This is a genomic window from Pseudomonas putida (assembly GCF_028682475.1).
Lineage (GTDB): Bacteria > Pseudomonadota > Gammaproteobacteria > Pseudomonadales > Pseudomonadaceae > Aquipseudomonas > Aquipseudomonas putida_AG.
Window position 1 is genome coordinate 324,261 of record NZ_JANHLE010000001.1, and the last position, 15,722, is coordinate 339,982.

Consider the following 15,722-nt stretch of genomic DNA (forward strand, 5'->3'; position numbering starts at 1 on the left):
TGCCCCCTTAGTAATACTGTCGGATGTAGCTATAGGCTTTCTCGAACAGTTCTTCATCCGCATGCAGCTTGTACTTGAAGAGGGCCTTGCGCAGTGCCTTCTTCACTTCGCGCTCACCAGCTTGGGTTCCCTGCCAACCTGGGAAGCGCACCAGGCGCACGATCTCGTCGATGTCTGCGACCACCCGCTCGACCATGATTGGCGTCTCGGCCGTCTTGACCTCATTGAACAGCTCGGTCAGCGCCGCCTTGCCGCGATCCTCGTCTTCTTCGGGCGGTATTTCCTTCTCAGCCTCGCGCGTTTCCTTGGCGATCTCCAACAAGGCTTTCAAAAACTCTACGCTGTTGATCTGCCCGGACTCGAAGCGATCTTTCAACGCATCGAGCCGCTCCGATAACTGCTTAAACTTGGGGTTGCCACTGTGGCCGCGAAGCCGGCGTTTAAGCTTGATCTCGATTTCCTTAGCCTTCTTCGGGTCAGGGTTCGAGAGAACTGCCTCTAGCAAATCGGCGTCCAGCACCAGAGTGTCGAGGTCATCGCGCACCGCATCCACATGTACGTTCTGGTGAATCAGCTCGATAGTCTTGGCACCCAGTGAGTGCCAGATTAGCTTGCCGTGACCGCTGGAAGGCTGAACGGACTGATACACCTGTGAAAGCCACTTGTAGTCTTGCTCGAAAGGCCCCAAAACCGTGTCGGGTGACAGCGCCTCCCAAATTTTGTTGAGTACGCTGTATTCGGCGGCAAAGTTGTCCCGCACCTCGTTGTTCGGCAAACACTCCTGTGCAGCCATCAGGCCTTCATAGCCTTGCTGGTCACGATCAATGCCGGGGAAAAAGGCCAGGCACTTCTGTATCGCTTCGGGCAGCTTGTCCTTCAGCTCTTGGATGTTGCTAACAACCTGTTTGACGCTCTGGTCATCGAACTCCAGCGCAGCGGCCACATCGTCGAAGATGCCCAGATAATCCACGATCAGGCCATGGGTTTTCTGCTCAGAGTAGGTCCGGTTCACCCGGCAGATCGCCTGCAACAAGGTGTGGTCACGTAACGGCTTGTCTAGGTACATTGCCTGCAAGATCGGCGCATCGAAGCCGGTCAATAGCTTGGCTGTGACAATGATCAGCTTCAGCGGGTCGGCTGGGTCGCGGAAGCGGTCGAGCAGCCGTTCCTCTTCATCACGCGAGCGGTCGTAAGCCGCGTACTCCGGGTGAGCCTTCTTATCGGATGCCTGCACAGACATCACGATGTCGGTGGCCTCCGGTGGCAGAAGCTTATCCAACTCCGCCTTGAACAGCAGGCACGACTCCCGATCGAAGGTGACGATCTGGCCCTTAAAGCCATTGGGCTCGACCTTGCCCTGAAAGTGCTGAACGATGTCCTCACATACCTTGCGAATACGCTCGGGGGTCTTTACCAACACGGCCATCTTCGCGGCGGTCTTAGCGAGGTTGTCCTTATCCAGGTCCGACAGGCCACCAGTCAAGTCCTTGTAGGCGGCGTCAAGGGCAACCTTGTCGATGTGCAGGTCAATCAAGCGCGGTTCGAAGTGCAGCTTCAGCGTAGCACCGTCGCGAATCGATTCTTCGAAGCCGTAGCGGCTCATATAGCCCTTATCGTCTTCGTCGGCGCCAAAGGCGTAGAAGGTGTTGCGGTCGGAGCGGTTGATGGGCGTACCAGTCAGGCCGAAAAGAAACGCATTGGGCAGGGCCTCGCGCATCTTGCGACCCAGGTCGCCTTCTTGCGTGCGATGGGCCTCGTCCACCAGCGCAATGATGTTGCTGCGATCGTTCAGGCTGCCTGTGGCCTCGCCGAATTTGAAGATTGTGGTGATGATGATCTTGCGCACATCCTGCGCAAGGAGTTGCTGCAACTTCTCGCGTGTGTCGGCCTTTTCCAGATTAGGAATATCTGCCCCGGTGAACGTGCCGGTGATCTGACTGTCAAGATCGATTCGGTCTACCACGATCAGTACCGTGGGGTTCTTAAGGCCGGCATGCATCCGTAACTTCTGCGCGGCAAACACCATCAATAAGGACTTTCCCGAGCCTTGAAAATGCCAAATCAGGCCTTTTTTCGGATAGCCCGCCAGCACCCGCTCGACAACCTTGTTAGCCGCCTCGTACTGCTGATAGCGGCAGATGATCTTGATGCGGCGCTGCTTTTTGTCTGTAGCGAACAGCGTGAAGCTACCGAGAATGTCCAACAACACCTGCGGCCGCAGCATGCTCTCGGCGGACAGCTTGAGGGATTTCAATGGGTGATGTTGCGCATCGCCACCGTCCAGGTGCCATGGCCCCCAATCCTTGACCGGTAGGCCAATCGACCCAAAGTGGTAAGCCTTGCCCTCGGTGGCGACCGAAAACACGTTGCAGACGAACAGCTCTGGAACGAACTTTTCATAGTCATCGTGCACCTGCACTGCGCCATCGACCCAGCTGATACATTTCTTGACCGGCGTCTTGGCCTCGATCAGTACTAGCGGCAGACCGTTGACCAACAGCACTAGATCGGCACGGCGCTCAGTAGGACCTGCGCGATAGATGTACTGCTGAGTGACGAAGTACTGGTTCTGCGATAGATCATCCAGATCGATCAGCCGCACCGGCACATGCTCGTTGTTCTGGCCGAAAGGCATGGAGCGCTCGCCGCGCATCCACGCGGTCATCTCTTCGTTGGCCCGGATCAGGCCATCCGAACGCACCGATAGCACGATGGCACGCAGTTTGTAGAGCACCTCATCGGCGCGATCAGGGTGGGTGGAAATTTCCGGATTCAGTCGGATCAACGCATCTCGTAGCCACGGTTCAACCAGCACTTCCTGAATCTGGCGCGGTACTTCAGCAGGTGCCACGTAGCGCCAGCCGATGCCTTTGGGGTTGGGGCCATAGAAGGCATGATGTTCTGAGACTGTATTGGTCGGGACAGCCTTGAACGGGCCGGCGAGCAGATCGCGGACGTAGGCTTCAACAGTATTGGATTCGTTGAAATAGCTCACTCTACGCCCCCTGCAATTTCTGCCAAAAGCTGTTTTTTCATTTCCGCGGCAGACGAACGACGTACCGCCGCCGCCTGTTCCGCAGACATCGCGCTCGCCATCTCCTTCAGTAGCTGTTGCTGTATTTCCAAAGGCGGCAAAGGAAGACGCACACGGAGCAGATTGCTGGCGTTCACGTTTGCCTGGCTGACCGCTTTCGTCGCATACGCGAGTACTTGTCGACGTCCAAAATCAGAGTTCAGGTAAAGAGTTAAGAACTTCGGCTCCAGCTTTTCTAGGTTCGTTTTGATTCGCACAAGGTACGAAGCAAAGACATGATCGCCCTGGAGCTCGTACACACCCGTTCGGCCAACCAGCTCGTAACTATTGGTGCGATTAAAAAGCACATCACCGTGAATGAGTCGATAGGCTTCGAAGTCTTTATTGTTGAGGTCGACATACTTGATGTCGTTCTCGACACAACGCCCATCTTCAATATTCATCATCCGTAGCATCGGATATTGACCTTCCGATCCGGCATTGATTGAGAGGCCGTACTGTGTTCCTTGAATAACTGAACCAAGGTCAACGATTGGCCATTCCCGACTGAGAACATCAGCTAGGAGTGACCGCCCAAAGCGCGCTACATGATTCACTACATCGTCGTGAGCGGCCATCACATTTTCCGTTGCCGTGAGCATTTCAACGAAACGTACTTGCTCATCCTCAGGTGGCAACGCAAACTCAAACTGCGCTAGGTCTGAATAGTTGATGTAAGGATTGACCGAACCTTTCGAGTTCTTGATCGAGAAATTGTTGAATGCATCAGTCTGCATCAGGAACGGTAAGAATGTTGGCAGAAGCTCCCGAGGACTCTTCGGCTCCAGCACGAAGGTCGTGTTGGCGCAAATACCGTCGAAATCAGCGATTGCGACTTTCCGCAAATAGGTTCGACGTGAGCCATAAAGGACTTGTCCAGGCTTGAATCGCATGTGAAAGGCTGGCCCCAAGTAACCTGAACCAATCTCACCCCAGCGACGCAGGCGAAGGTCGTCGGTATCCATGTGCTCACCAGCGATGTAGCGCTCCAGTCCGGAGGTTTCTGGATCGGCCTTCTCTTTGCATTGGCGCACAACATCGCCGAACTTCACCCGACGCCAGTCGGGTTTCATGACATTCTTATTCTTGTCAGACACGTTCGATGTCCTCCGTGATCAATCGTCCATCCAGTGCTTCCGTCAGCACGTCCATCTGTTGCCAAAACACCCGGCCATCGGTCTGCCATTGATCCCACACTGAACGCAACGTAACCGCGTCACCATTGCCTTGTGTGGCCGGCGCTGCAACCAAGCGTTTTACGTAAAAGGGAATCGACAGATTGTCAGCTTGTGCGGCTATCTCGGCCAAGGTAGCGACCTTGGCGAAACCGGGTACATCCGAAAAAGCTTTGTAAGCCGTCAAGATGCTCTGCTGATGTTCAGCTTTGAGGAAGCTCTGCGCACGCTCGCGGGTGACCTCATTCAGTGCGTCGATGAAAATCACCTTTCCTTTGCGCGTGGCGGGCTTCTTGCGGTTACAAATGACGATGCACGCCTCCATCGGGGAGTTGTAAAACAGGTTGGGCCCCAAGCCAATGATGGCCTCGACCCAATCCTGCTCGATCATCTTGGCGCGCATGGCCTGTTCTTCGTTGCGAAATAGCACCCCGTGTGGCCACAGCACGGCGCAGCGTCCCTTGGCTGAGAGGCTGGTAAGGATGTGCTGCTGGAAAGCGTAATCGGCGCGGCCTTGCGGCGGAGTGCCTAGCGTATTGCGGCCCCACTTGTCACTGCTCCATGCTTCGCGGTTCCATTGCTTTATGGAATACGGCGGGTTGGCCAGGATCACGTCGAACTGGCGCAAGCGGTCGCCCTCGATGTGCTTGGGGTCCGCTAGGGTGTCGCCCCGGATGACCCCAAAGTCCTCTACGCCGTGCAGGAACAGGTTCATGCGGGCGATGGACGAGGTAATAAGATTGCGTTCCTGCCCATAGAGCTTGAGCGTGCGGTATTCGCCGCCGGAGCGTTTCACCTCGTCCAACGCAGAGATCAGCATGCCGCCGGTGCCACAGGTGGGGTCGTAGATCGACTCTCCAGCTTGGGGGTTGAGCAGTTGCGTCATGAGGTGGACGACGGTGCGGTTGGTGTAGAACTCGGCGGCCGTATGGCCGGAATCATCCGCAAACTTTTTGATCAGGTACTCGTAAGCGTTACCGAGTTCGTCCTCAGGAACGTTGGCCACCGACAGCGTCTGGGTCGAGAAATGTTCAATTAGATTTTTTAGCGTTTCATCCGGCAGGCGCTCGCGGTTGGTCCACGGGGCATCGCCGAAGATGCCGGCGAGAAGATCCGGATTGGCTGACTCAATGGCGCGCATAGCGCTTTGGATCGCAGCCCCCACATTCGTCGCAGTCTGTCTTACGTTATTCCAATGGGCACCCTCAGGTATCTGGAATCTGTGGTTTTCAGCAAACTGGGCATAAGAGAGGTCACCAGCGGAGTTAGCCAGGGATACCTGGTACTCTTCTTCCCAGACATCGGCCACACGCTTGTAGAACAACAGCGGGAAAATGAACTGCTTGTAGTCACCGGCGTCGATGAGGCCGCGTAGTAGCACGGCCGCTCCCCACAGATAGCTTTCGAGTTCTTGTTGGGTGATGCGCTTGTTTGGGTGACTCATTTCAGCCAGCCCCCTTCTGTCATGACCTTCGCGAGCCGTTCTTCGGCCTCGCGACAGCGAGTGAGTGCATCCTTGAATGACACGATGGCGTCAGGCAGTGGCGGGATGTCTTCTGTCAGTGGTGGCAGGACATAGCGTGAAATGTTTAACGTCCAGTCTTCGGATTTGATTTCATCAAGGGTGACGACCCTCGTTGCATCCTGCACATCAGTAAAGTTTTGGTACCAAGTCAGTATTTCAGCTGCATGTTCCGGCTCAAGGTGATTTTGCGCACGGCCACGCTTGAAGAGGCGTGATGCGTCGACTACTAACACCTTTTTTTTGTGCTCAGCTGGCTTGCGTGTACGCAGGACAAGAATGCATGCGGCCAGTCCCGTACCGTAAAACAAGTTGGGAGCCAGACCGATAACGGCCTCAACCAGATCCATCTCGAGTAGCTTCTGGCGAATGCTGCCCTCAGTGCCTTTGCGAAACAGTGCTCCTTGAGGTAGCACCACTGCCATTCGCCCCGTCGCGTTAGCCATGGATTTGACCATGTGCTGCACCCAGGCGAAGTCGCCAGAACTAGATGGAGGTAGGCCGGCAAAATTGCGCCCGAACGGGTCATTGAGCCACTGTTCTTCACCCCATTTCTCTAGAGAGAAGGGAGGATTGGCAATCACGCAGTCGAAAGCCGCCAGCCGGTCTCCCTCAAAGAAAGCAGGGTTACGCAGCGTGTCACCGCGCACTACCTGAAAGTCCTCAATGCCGTGAAGGAAAAGGTTCATACGGGCGATGGCGGAGGTCGTTAGGTTTTTCTCCTGACCGAAAAGCTTACCCCAGAGGCGTTTTACGTCGCCGTGCTTTTCTTTCACATGCTGGACGGCTGCGAGCAACATACCACCGGTGCCACAAGCTGGGTCGTAGATGGTGTCGGCTTCTTTCGGGTCGAGCATATCAATCATCAGACGCACCACGCTGCGCGGGGTATAGAACTCACCGGCTTTCTTGTTGGTGGCGTCGGCAAATTTCTTGATCAGGTATTCGTAGGCGTCGCCCAGAAGATCTGAACTTACATTCTTGTTGCCTAGCGGAAGCTTGGAGAAGTGCTCGATCAAATCTTTGAGTAATGGATCTGACAGACGATCCTTGTTTGACCATTGCGCATCGCCGAATACCCCGTACAGGCTTTCTGGGTTTGCTTTTTCGATCTGACGCATAGCCCATTGAAGCGCTGAGCCTACGTTGATCGACTTCTCGCGAACATCCTCCCAGTGACAGTAATCAGGAATCTGGAATCGATGCGACTCCGGGTAAAGCGCCAATTCAGGATCGCCCCCTTCCTCAACGACTTCGCGGCTCTCGTCATCCCAGACGTCGCAAATACGCTTGAAGAACAACAGCGGGAAGATGTAGGTCTTGAAATCAGCTGCATCTACCGGACCGCGCAGGATGTTGGCGGACTCCCAGAGGTGGCTTTCGAGCTGACTAAGGGTGATTAGTTGGTCACTCAAAAACGTAGCCCTTTTCATAAATTTCACCGCAAAGCGGCCTGTATACGTACATATTCTTCACTGTTTAGCCGAAAAGGTTGGACTGCTTAGCGATGTAACCCAGTGGCTTCTTCTGCTTCTCGATCAATCCTTCGTCGACGAGACGCTGTAGCCACGCCTTGGCCTGCGCGTTTGAGATGTCCAGCGCGGCGGCCACTTCGACGTCTTTCATCGGTGCATTCAAGAGCTGCTGAATAACAGTGCGCACAGCGGCGAAGAGCATTTCAGCAGGGGTCGATTCCGGCTGCGGAGATCCCTTAGCCTCTTCCATCGGTGCCACGCACTCTGGTGTGACTGGCGGCAGCTCTTCCGAGGTCGCAACTGCTAATTGCACATCGGAAATAACGTCTACAGATGCCGTTGGCTTGGAGTCAGTTGGCGATGGCCCATCGTTCGAAAACAGCGCAAAACCAACCTGTGGGGCGGCCGCCTGTGTCGGCATCACTACGTTGAACACCGCTTCGAACGAATCCACGTCTTGCGGGTTCGGCCAGATAAGCGCGCCTTTCTTTCGCAAACCTTCCAGCCCCACAGAAGAGTCGCTCGTCGGTCGAACGAAGACAGGGACGAACTTGAGCTTGTCGAGCTGCTCGACTGCGCCCGCCCAAGTACCACCTTTGTTAAAGTCGGAACTCACTACGAGGGACGTATCAGCCAATGCGTAAATCAGCTTGTTCCGCTGCATGGCATGACCGACGTTGAACCCGGCATTCGGGTCGTAGGGCGAAACCAGCACTAGCTGGCCATCAAGCAACAGATTGCGGTGCTCGCGGTTCATGGTGGTCTTTTCGAGGCTGTCAGCCAGAACACCACAAACCTTGCCACCTGCCTCCAAGGCCCCGCGCATCGCGGCTTGATCGATACCTTTGGCGCCACCTGAGACAAGCGCTCTCCCTGCTTGAGCAGCGAGCCGACCAACTGCCATCGTGTAGTTGATCAGAGATTCGTCCACATGACGCGACCCGACGACAGCAAGCCCACCAGATTCAAGCAAGCTCATGTCACCACAGCCGTAGAGTACAGCTGGCGAGTCTTCGCGAAGACGTGCCTTCAAGCGACGCGGATATTCGACGTCGGCACGGCTAACCACCCAAATGGCACGTGCTTGCCAGCGCTCGACCACTTGGCTCAACAGGAATCCGCGTCCCAACAACCGCTGTAAACGGCTTTCGTCAATCACCGGCTGGCAGGCACGCAGGATCTCAGCCGCATCTGGCGAGATGAGATCGGATGGTTGTCGTTGGATTTCGCGCAAATGACGGGCGAGGCGTTTGTATTCTCCGGGCGAGAGCAGATCGGGTGACGCGGTTCCGCGTCCGGCAATGAGCGGTGCAGTCAGTAGCAGGATCGCCTGCGTGTTGGGTGAAAGCACCGGCGTCATTCGTCGTGCCCCGTCTGTGAAAGGGCCAACGGCCAAACCGCGCCACTACCGTTCTTGAGCAATAGCCACGCAGACACCGTCAGCGTCCAGCGCGAATCGACCATATCATCAACCAGGAGGACCGGGCCAGGAAGGATAGGCTGGCCGTTAAGTGCGAGCGAGCCATCAATATTGCGCGCCTGTTGTGTACTGTTTGCCATCGTTTTCTGTTCGGGCCTTGCGTCTGTTTTCGTGATGACCATGTGAAACGGCACCCCCAGCGCAACAGCCAAACGTTGCGCGAAATCAGGCACCAAACCGGGATGCCGAAGCGAAGGAACGCAGGTCACCCAGATCGGGGTCGGTTGCGGACTCCACTCGCGGATCATCTTCACGCAAGCAGTAACAAGGTCGTCGGAAAAACGGCCATCATGGTACTTACCTTGTCGAACCAGCCCGCCCCAACCAGCATCACCCCAAACGCAGAGCGCCCTTCCGGATTCGGCCTGATGGGCGGAAGCAATGAATCCCTTAACGCCGTACTGGGGCATCCCGCCGTCCGGCCATTTCTTGCGCGGTTCAATGGGCAAGCTGGTTCGACGAAGAAACGTAACGGCAGCTTTGACCAGCTCGGTATCCACAGTTGTAGGCAATGGCGGTAAGGCAGGTTCTGTTACAATAGTTGGATCACCGTCGAGTGCGCCGATCAGGAACCCCATGTGATCACCAAACGGCAGACCAACGTATTCCTGCATCTGCTGGTGTTCGTCACGCCGCAATGCAGTGAGCCGTTCCGCTCGCCCCCAAAAGCTTTCGCTCAACGTTGCCGCCGTAAGCTGCCACTTACTGCCTTGCTTGGCTATGGGCGCTGGTGCTTCGAGCGAAAGCAGTGCAATCGTCTTTTCAACACGCCCCTTGCTGAGATTGAGTCGGCCTAGCATCTCAGGAACGGACAAACCGTTGGGTTCTTCTTCTAGCGCCTCCAGAACATCGGCCACTTCCTGTCGGGTCGGGAAGGCACTCCGGATAAACCAGTCAGTGATGTCAGACTCTTCCTCACCGCTGAGCAGCACCCCGTAGGCGGAGTCCAGTGCACGTCCCGCACGACCGACCTGCTGGTAATAGGCGACCACCGAACCCGGCATCTGGTAGTGGATGACAAATGCCAGGTCGGGCTTGTCATACCCCATCCCCAAAGCCGTCGTGGCAACCAGCGCTTTGACCTGGTTGTTGAGTAGCGCCTGCTCAAGCTGCTCTCGGCGATCACCGGTCTCACCGGTGTAGGCCTCTACGTTGAAGCCCCGGGTCTTCAGCCATTCAGCCACTTGATTCGCGTCACGCACCGTCAGCGTGTAGATGATGCCGTGACCTTGCAACGTGGCGAGTTGCTCCGCCAGCCATGCAAGGCGTTCGGCTTGGCTGGGTAGGCGGATGGTCTGTAAAGAAAGCGAGGTGCGATTAAGATCACCCCGGGACACATCGATCTTGGGCCCGAGCACCGCAGCGAGATCTTCCATGACCCTATTGTTCGCCGTCGCCGTCGTAGCAAGGAGTCGAAGATTGGGCGGCAGCGTCTTAACGATACGCTCCAGCAGCCGGTAGTGAGGACGGAAGTCGTGCCCCCAATCGGAAATGCAGTGCGCTTCGTCGATGACCAACATTGAAATCTGTGCGGCGATACCCGCCAATACCTGGGTGCGGAAGCGCTCGTTTGCCAGGCGCTCGGGCGAGATCAACAGAATGTCGATTTCCCCCCTGGACAGTCTGCCCTCGACTGCCGTCCAGTCATCCATGTTGTCGGAGTTGATCGTGGCGGCGCGAACGCCCATTCGCTCCGCCGCAGTGATTTGGTTTCGCATCAGCGCCAGCAGCGGCGAGATCAACAACGCAGGCCCAGCACCGGCCTCGCGCAGCAGCGCGGTCGCGATAAAGTAGACAAAACTCTTACCCCATCCTGTCTTCTGCACGACCAACAAGCGGCCTTTGCCTTCGGCGATGTGGCGAATGGCACCTTCCTGGCCATCGCGGAAAGTAGCATCAGCACGCCCGGAGCCGATCCGAAGAAGTTCCAGCGCGCGTTTTGGATCGTAGGCCACGTTATTGCACTCCTTTATTCTTATCGGGCAAGCGGTAGCCCGGGGCCAATACCGCGTTCTTGACGCCGTAGAGCGCCAGATGGTCTTTCAGCCACAATCTGTATTCGTCACCACGCAAGCTGTGGTCGGATGAACAGTCAATGCTCCACTGGCGCAAGATGTAACCGGCGGTGGCAGCGCGCAGTTTCATTCGCAGTGAGCCGTCAACCATCCCGTAATCCATCTGAGTGATTTCGGGGCGTGACTGATCGGGGTGCGGCACTATTTCCAGCTCGACGATCCGAGTCCATTGAATGTCCTGGTCGCTGCGTTCATGGAGCTGAACACATTCCCCCTTCATCAAGGTCGGCCGTTTGATCCGGGTAACGACGAAGTCCCGGAACTCCTGCGACTTACGGTCGTAGGCGCGGACATGCCAGCGCAGGCCATTGTCGATCAGCGCAAACGGGACGATTTCCCGCTCGGTGCAACCACTGGAGATGGAGTGGTACTCGATGCCCAGCGGGCACTCCTGATGGATTGCCCTAGTCACACTCGCCAGCACATCCAGATCCGGGTGCGTGAAACGTAACGGGCTCTCACTCGCAACCGACGCTTTGAGGCGCATTGGCTCACCGTCGCCAAAGCCCTGGGTTAGCCACGCAAGTACCCGCGCCGGGAGAAAGTCGAAGACCGGCTGAAAGTCCGGCCCAAGGACGTAAGACTTGCCCTTGGCGTCGTAGTCGATATTGCCTGGGGCCAACTCCTTGTACAGCGCCAGATCCCTTGATGCGGCGGCGGATTGGATGCCAAACCGCACCACCAGGTCCTGGCGGCGTATCTCGCCAATAAAACGGACGCGCAACTCTACGAACGCGAGACGGTCACGTTGTGGCTGAGTTAGATCTGAAAGCTGCTGGTTCGACATCTGACGGGTTCGTTCGGGTTAGCGTATGCGCTTCCGGGTATTTGTAGATGCATAATACCTACAAAAATACGAAGACAATATCACTATGATGATCGAATCATGATCACCATGATAACCATGCCCCGCTAACAGTTCCTGATAACTCACCACTCGGCGACCACTAACAGACGGCAATACCAGCTATCCCCTACTGGTATCGAATCCACGCTGACGACCACCGTACGACTTCGTAGCCGCCTTGCAGAGGTAGCTGGCACGATGGAATAGCGCTGGTAACTCATCAGCATCACCAGGACAGACATTCCGGTCTATTCGGTATTCAGCATTCCCAGGGATATGGACCAACCCTCTCACCTCGTCCACTGACAGCCTCAGAGCACTGGCCCAGGCCTCTTCCAGGCGGCTGATATTATTGGCCCTCTCAGAACGTAGCCGACCCAACGTGTAGAAGGAGTCACGGTTAAGCAGGATCAGCAGATGGTAGTGCGGTCGTCGCCCCTCCCCTATCTCCCTAGCCCAGACGTATCGAACCTTGCAGTCATGGGCATACTGGTTCCGATCACGAGCCTTCTCACGGTTGTGCTCAATCTTCGCCTTGAAAGATTCGATGAACCTACTGATGACCTGATTCGTGTAGGTGCACTCAGACAGATCGATACCCTGTGGTAGCCGAAGATCAGCTCTGAAGGCCAGCACTCTCGGGTATTGAGCCAGTGCCAGGCCTATGGTGCGTTTGAGAGAGGAAATGTACTGGAGGATGAAGGGGCCGGCCTCGATCATCGTTGGCAGGCCTTCGTAGATGGGTTCGTAGTACAGGTGGAGGTTGGAGTTATCGGGATGTCGACGCATGGGTTACTACTCCTCGGGTTGAGTTTCATAAGGTGCGTCTGGTGAGTACTTTTTAACCGTTACCTCTCGATGATCTTCTTGCCTGATCCCTCTATTGAGTAGATAGGTCGGTGCTTGGCTGTGTATCAGTTGGCTAGGTGGGAACCGTACAAGTGATAGCTCATCAGGTAAATGCATAGCTCCATGTCACAAACCTCCCAACCCTACGGGTAATAAGTACTATTAAAAGCATAATACCCGCACCGAGAATGGCTCTCTCGACTGGCTCGGGAAACCAATCCCGAATGCTCAAGCCACACCGGCTTTTTTGGACTTAGCCTCACTCCGGAAACAAATCATCGTTCAGAAGCTCCGCCCCCAAGAAAACTTGCCTCCCAAGAGACCGAGCAATGTGGAGCAGCATCGCTCGACCTAGCGGGAGCCCCTTGTTTGGTCCATGGGCACCAATGGACCAACCCGACATAAACGCCATGACCAGCCGCAGCCGGTCATGGCGCCATGATTAGTTTCTAGCTGGCCATACTCAGACGGCCAGATCGGGCTGAAGCACTCTCAGCTAGGTCGCGCTCTTCAATCCTTGCCAGGATCCAGTCGTGCACCTCGCTTTCCACCCATCCAACGCATCGATCTCCCAGAGAGACCGGCTTCGGAAAGGTGTCCAGGGCAATGAATTTGTAGATGGTCGACCGTGCCAGACCGGTCGAGTCGATGACTTCTTTTAGACGAATGATCCTCATGAGCAGGCTCCTCTATTAGCTCAGAGGATCTGCAGGAGCAGTTAGGAAAAACTTTCTGCCACCCGACAGAACGAAACGCATAGGAGCTCGGCCCTGTTCCCGCACTAGCACCTTGCCCTTCTCAATATTGCATTTGGCCTCGCTGAAGCAACAGCAAGCTCTCGCCATCGATCTCTGCCTGGACTCCCGCAACCAGCTCGTGCGGTTGCATCAGGGCAGAAACTCAAGATTGTCACAACCTTTGGCATCAGTCGCTTATCCAGCGGATGGAGTGTGTGATCGCACGGGTAGATCTTAAAAAGCCACGAACGCCTTGAATACAGGGTGTTTCGCATCATTGAATCTCATCTATAAACAACCTAGAAAACATCTATAAACTGTTATAGATTCACGCTAATAACGATCTATAATCAGACTAGATAGATACTAGGAAATGGAAATGAGCAGAGGTGAAAGCGCACTCGGTCGGCTTATGAAGATGCCGGCCAGGGAGATAACTTGGCTATGGAATGCACTGTCAAATGACGGGATTGACTTTGACGACTGCCAGCTCAACAGCTTAGTCATGCGCCAGCAGATAGCTGAGCACCTCACCCCAAAGCTCATAGCGGCACTTGAGCATGCCAAGGACACCCAGTTTCTTTCCGAAGACGAATTCCGCGGGGTTGCGAAAGATGGACGGCAGCCGAACTGGCTGGTACGCAAAGCCCTGCAAGCTATAGGCGAAAGACGACTTCCCCAGGCGCTCACAACATTGCCGATACGGCAGCAAGTAATTGCTATTTTTGATCTGTGGAGCGCCCGCTTAAGCGACAAGAAAATAGCGCTGATCGACCTTGAATATGCGTGGCGAGAGCATCTGCAGCACGACGAACTATTTAGGTGGTTCAAGGAAGAGGACGAGAAATCAAAATGCTTGATGGCATGGGAGTGGATGAAGAAGCACCTGCCTCAGCAAACCCGAAATGAGCCCCCTTTCGCACGCCATAGCGAGCTACTGGAATTTTTCGACCGTCATGACGCGACCCAAGGTGAAAAGGAGCTCTACGTTTTCAAAATCAAACGGAGTTGGAGCACCCGAAAGACGCGAGAGAATTCGCCCAACAAGAAGCAGTACAATTTTGTACTCACCAACGATGTCAACGCCGCCCTCGATAAACTTGCCCAGGAACATAAGCTGTCTAGGACGAAAATCCTCGAACAGCTAATCCTCAACGAGGCAGAGACAGGCTTGCACCTTGGACAGATGCTCCACAAGGCTTAAGTACGGAATCCAGTATTCCAAACGGTATTCCAAACAAAAAAACAAACTTATTTTCTACAATAAAATCATGAAGTTATTGGTCCTGTTCAGATTACCCCGGCACATCGACTCACATTGGTAGCCAGGTGCTTGAGCCTTTCATCAAAGCTCGTCAGAGCGAAACTCTGGCAAGAGAAAACTACGCCTTGCTTTGCCTTGACATCCTTCATCAGGCTTCACGATCTGATGCACACGGAGTAACCGAGAAAGATCGCAAGGTACTATCACAAACCTCTGTTCCGGCGCCGAACGTGGTCATCTGATCCTGGCGGCAAACATGGCATCAACCACTGATTCGAGAGGGCCCGTGCTGCCAATTCTGGATAGGAGGCCAGGATGAAGAAAAAGGCGAAACCACCAAAAAGACACTAAGCCCAGAAACAACAAAGCCACCCGAAGGTGGCTTAGTCGTTCTAAATAATGGTCGGGACGGAGTGATTCGAACACTCGACCCCTTGCACCCCATGCAAGTGCGCTACCGGGCTGCGCTACGCCCCGACTGGGCTTGAAGCATGTTCCCCTAGTTGCTGAGAACGTTGAAGAATGTACCCTAACCTTTTGAATTATGGAAGCATTTTTTCCAAAATTCCCGGCCCAATACAGGCTACTTCTTCAGCACCACCAACACGTCTTCCAACTCGACAATCATCTGCCGGATCAGCTGTTTGTACTGGGTGGTGTCGTCCTTGGCTTCATCGCCAGAGAGGCGCAAACGCGCCCCGCCGATGGTGAAGCCCTGGTCGTACAGCAGCGCGCGGATCTGGCGGATCATCAGCACATCCTGGCGCTGATAGTACCGCCGATTACCGCGGCGCTTCACCGGGTTGAGTTGCGGGAATTCCTGCTCCCAGTAGCGGAGCACATGCGGTTTTACCGCGCAAAGCTCACTCACTTCACCAATGGTGAAGTAGCGTTTGCCTGGAATCGGCGGAAGCTCGTCGTTATGACTTGGTTCCAGCATAGGCCTCAACTCGGGCTTTCAACTTTTGCCCTGGACGAAAGGTGACGACTCGACGCGCCGTGATCGGGATCTCTTCCCCTGTCTTGGGGTTGCGGCCCGGCCGCTGGCGTTTGTCACGCAGGTCAAAATTGCCGAATCCGGACAATTTGACCTGCTCGTTGTCTTCCAGAGCGTGCCTGATTTCCTCAAAGAACAGTTCGACCAATTCCTTGGCTTCACGTTTGTTCAGGCCCAGCTCCTCGTACAGCCGTTCGGCCATCTCAGCTTTCGTCAGAGCACCCATAC

At 55.2% G+C, this 15,722-nt stretch carries 12 protein-coding genes and 1 tRNA gene; 1 reads left to right on the forward strand and 12 read right to left on the reverse strand.

Annotated elements, in window-relative coordinates; all coding sequences use genetic code 11:
- Window positions 1–7: 7 nt before the first annotated feature.
- The 9 genes from NPS47_RS01625 to NPS47_RS01665 form a co-directional block, all read right to left on the reverse strand.
- Window positions 8–2,995, reverse strand: coding sequence for a type I restriction endonuclease subunit R (locus NPS47_RS01625; protein ID WP_274293382.1), 2,988 nt, complete (start codon window positions 2,993–2,995; stop codon window positions 8–10).
- On the reverse strand, window positions 2,992–4,170 hold the full coding sequence (locus NPS47_RS01630) for a restriction endonuclease subunit S (RefSeq protein WP_274293383.1): 1,179 nt from the start codon (window positions 4,168–4,170) through the stop codon (window positions 2,992–2,994). The genes NPS47_RS01625 and NPS47_RS01630 overlap by 4 nt, the downstream gene beginning before the upstream one ends.
- Complete coding sequence (locus tag NPS47_RS01635; RefSeq protein ID WP_274293384.1) at window positions 4,163–5,692, reverse strand: type I restriction-modification system subunit M; 1,530 nt, start codon at window positions 5,690–5,692, stop codon at window positions 4,163–4,165. The genes NPS47_RS01630 and NPS47_RS01635 overlap by 8 nt, the downstream gene beginning before the upstream one ends.
- Entirely contained in the window at window positions 5,689–7,203 is a 1,515-nt protein-coding gene (locus NPS47_RS01640) for a type I restriction-modification system subunit M (protein WP_274293385.1), read from the reverse strand. Before NPS47_RS01640 ends, NPS47_RS01635 begins: the two co-directional genes overlap by 4 nt.
- Before the next feature lie 46 nt (window positions 7,204–7,249).
- Entirely contained in the window at window positions 7,250–8,605 is a 1,356-nt protein-coding gene (locus tag NPS47_RS01645; protein WP_274293386.1) for a DNA-processing protein DprA, read from the reverse strand.
- Window positions 8,602–10,680: a RecQ family ATP-dependent DNA helicase gene (locus NPS47_RS01650; RefSeq protein WP_274293387.1), complete on the reverse strand. Its 2,079-nt coding sequence runs from the start codon at window positions 10,678–10,680 to the stop codon at window positions 8,602–8,604. Before NPS47_RS01650 ends, NPS47_RS01645 begins: the two co-directional genes overlap by 4 nt.
- A 1-nt stretch (window position 10,681) precedes the next feature.
- On the reverse strand, window positions 10,682–11,587 hold the full coding sequence (locus NPS47_RS01655; RefSeq protein ID WP_274293388.1) for a WYL domain-containing protein: 906 nt from the start codon (window positions 11,585–11,587) through the stop codon (window positions 10,682–10,684).
- A 180-nt stretch (window positions 11,588–11,767) separates the two neighbouring features.
- Window positions 11,768–12,436 carry an inovirus Gp2 family protein gene (locus NPS47_RS01660; protein WP_274293389.1) on the reverse strand — a complete coding sequence of 223 codons (669 nt, stop codon included), beginning with the start codon at window positions 12,434–12,436 and terminating at the stop codon, window positions 11,768–11,770.
- Between the two features lie 509 nt (window positions 12,437–12,945).
- Window positions 12,946–13,173, reverse strand: a complete 228-nt coding sequence (locus tag NPS47_RS01665; RefSeq protein WP_274293390.1) for a helix-turn-helix transcriptional regulator — start codon at window positions 13,171–13,173, stop codon at window positions 12,946–12,948.
- A gap of 439 nt (window positions 13,174–13,612) precedes the next feature.
- Between NPS47_RS01665 and NPS47_RS01670 the strand changes: the two genes are divergently transcribed.
- Window positions 13,613–14,437, forward strand: coding sequence for a hypothetical protein (locus tag NPS47_RS01670; protein ID WP_274293391.1), 825 nt, complete (start codon window positions 13,613–13,615; stop codon window positions 14,435–14,437).
- Between the two features lie 460 nt (window positions 14,438–14,897).
- On the opposite strand, the gene NPS47_RS01675 is transcribed toward NPS47_RS01670, so the two are convergent.
- The 3 genes from NPS47_RS01675 to ihfA all read right to left on the reverse strand — a co-directional run bounded on the left by NPS47_RS01675 (window position 14,898) and on the right by ihfA (window position 15,720).
- Window positions 14,898–14,974 (reverse strand) — tRNA-Pro (locus NPS47_RS01675).
- A gap of 106 nt (window positions 14,975–15,080) precedes the next feature.
- Window positions 15,081–15,437 (reverse strand): MerR family transcriptional regulator, encoded by a 357-nt coding sequence (locus tag NPS47_RS01680; RefSeq protein WP_010222411.1) that lies wholly within the window; start codon window positions 15,435–15,437, stop codon window positions 15,081–15,083.
- Window positions 15,418–15,720, reverse strand: a complete 303-nt coding sequence (gene ihfA, locus NPS47_RS01685) for an integration host factor subunit alpha (RefSeq protein WP_002553164.1) — start codon at window positions 15,718–15,720, stop codon at window positions 15,418–15,420. Before ihfA ends, NPS47_RS01680 begins: the two co-directional genes overlap by 20 nt.
- Window positions 15,721–15,722: the final 2 nt, after the last annotated feature.

Coding starts and splice junctions, on each gene's coding strand:
- NPS47_RS01680 (WP_010222411.1), bottom strand. CDS start 15,437: ATGCTGGAACCAAGTCATAACGACGAGCTTCCGCCGATTCCAGGCAAA.
- NPS47_RS01645 (WP_274293386.1), bottom strand. CDS start 8,605: ATGACGCCGGTGCTTTCACCCAACACGCAGGCGATCCTGCTACTGACT.
- NPS47_RS01635 (WP_274293384.1), bottom strand. CDS start 5,692: ATGAGTCACCCAAACAAGCGCATCACCCAACAAGAACTCGAAAGCTAT.
- NPS47_RS01660 (WP_274293389.1), bottom strand. CDS start 12,436: ATGCGTCGACATCCCGATAACTCCAACCTCCACCTGTACTACGAACCC.
- NPS47_RS01665 (WP_274293390.1), bottom strand. CDS start 13,173: ATGAGGATCATTCGTCTAAAAGAAGTCATCGACTCGACCGGTCTGGCA.
- NPS47_RS01670 (WP_274293391.1), top strand. CDS start 13,613: ATGAGCAGAGGTGAAAGCGCACTCGGTCGGCTTATGAAGATGCCGGCC.
- NPS47_RS01640 (WP_274293385.1), bottom strand. CDS start 7,203: ATGAAAAGGGCTACGTTTTTGAGTGACCAACTAATCACCCTTAGTCAG.
- ihfA (WP_002553164.1), bottom strand. CDS start 15,720: ATGGGTGCTCTGACGAAAGCTGAGATGGCCGAACGGCTGTACGAGGAG.
- NPS47_RS01655 (WP_274293388.1), bottom strand. CDS start 11,587: ATGTCGAACCAGCAGCTTTCAGATCTAACTCAGCCACAACGTGACCGT.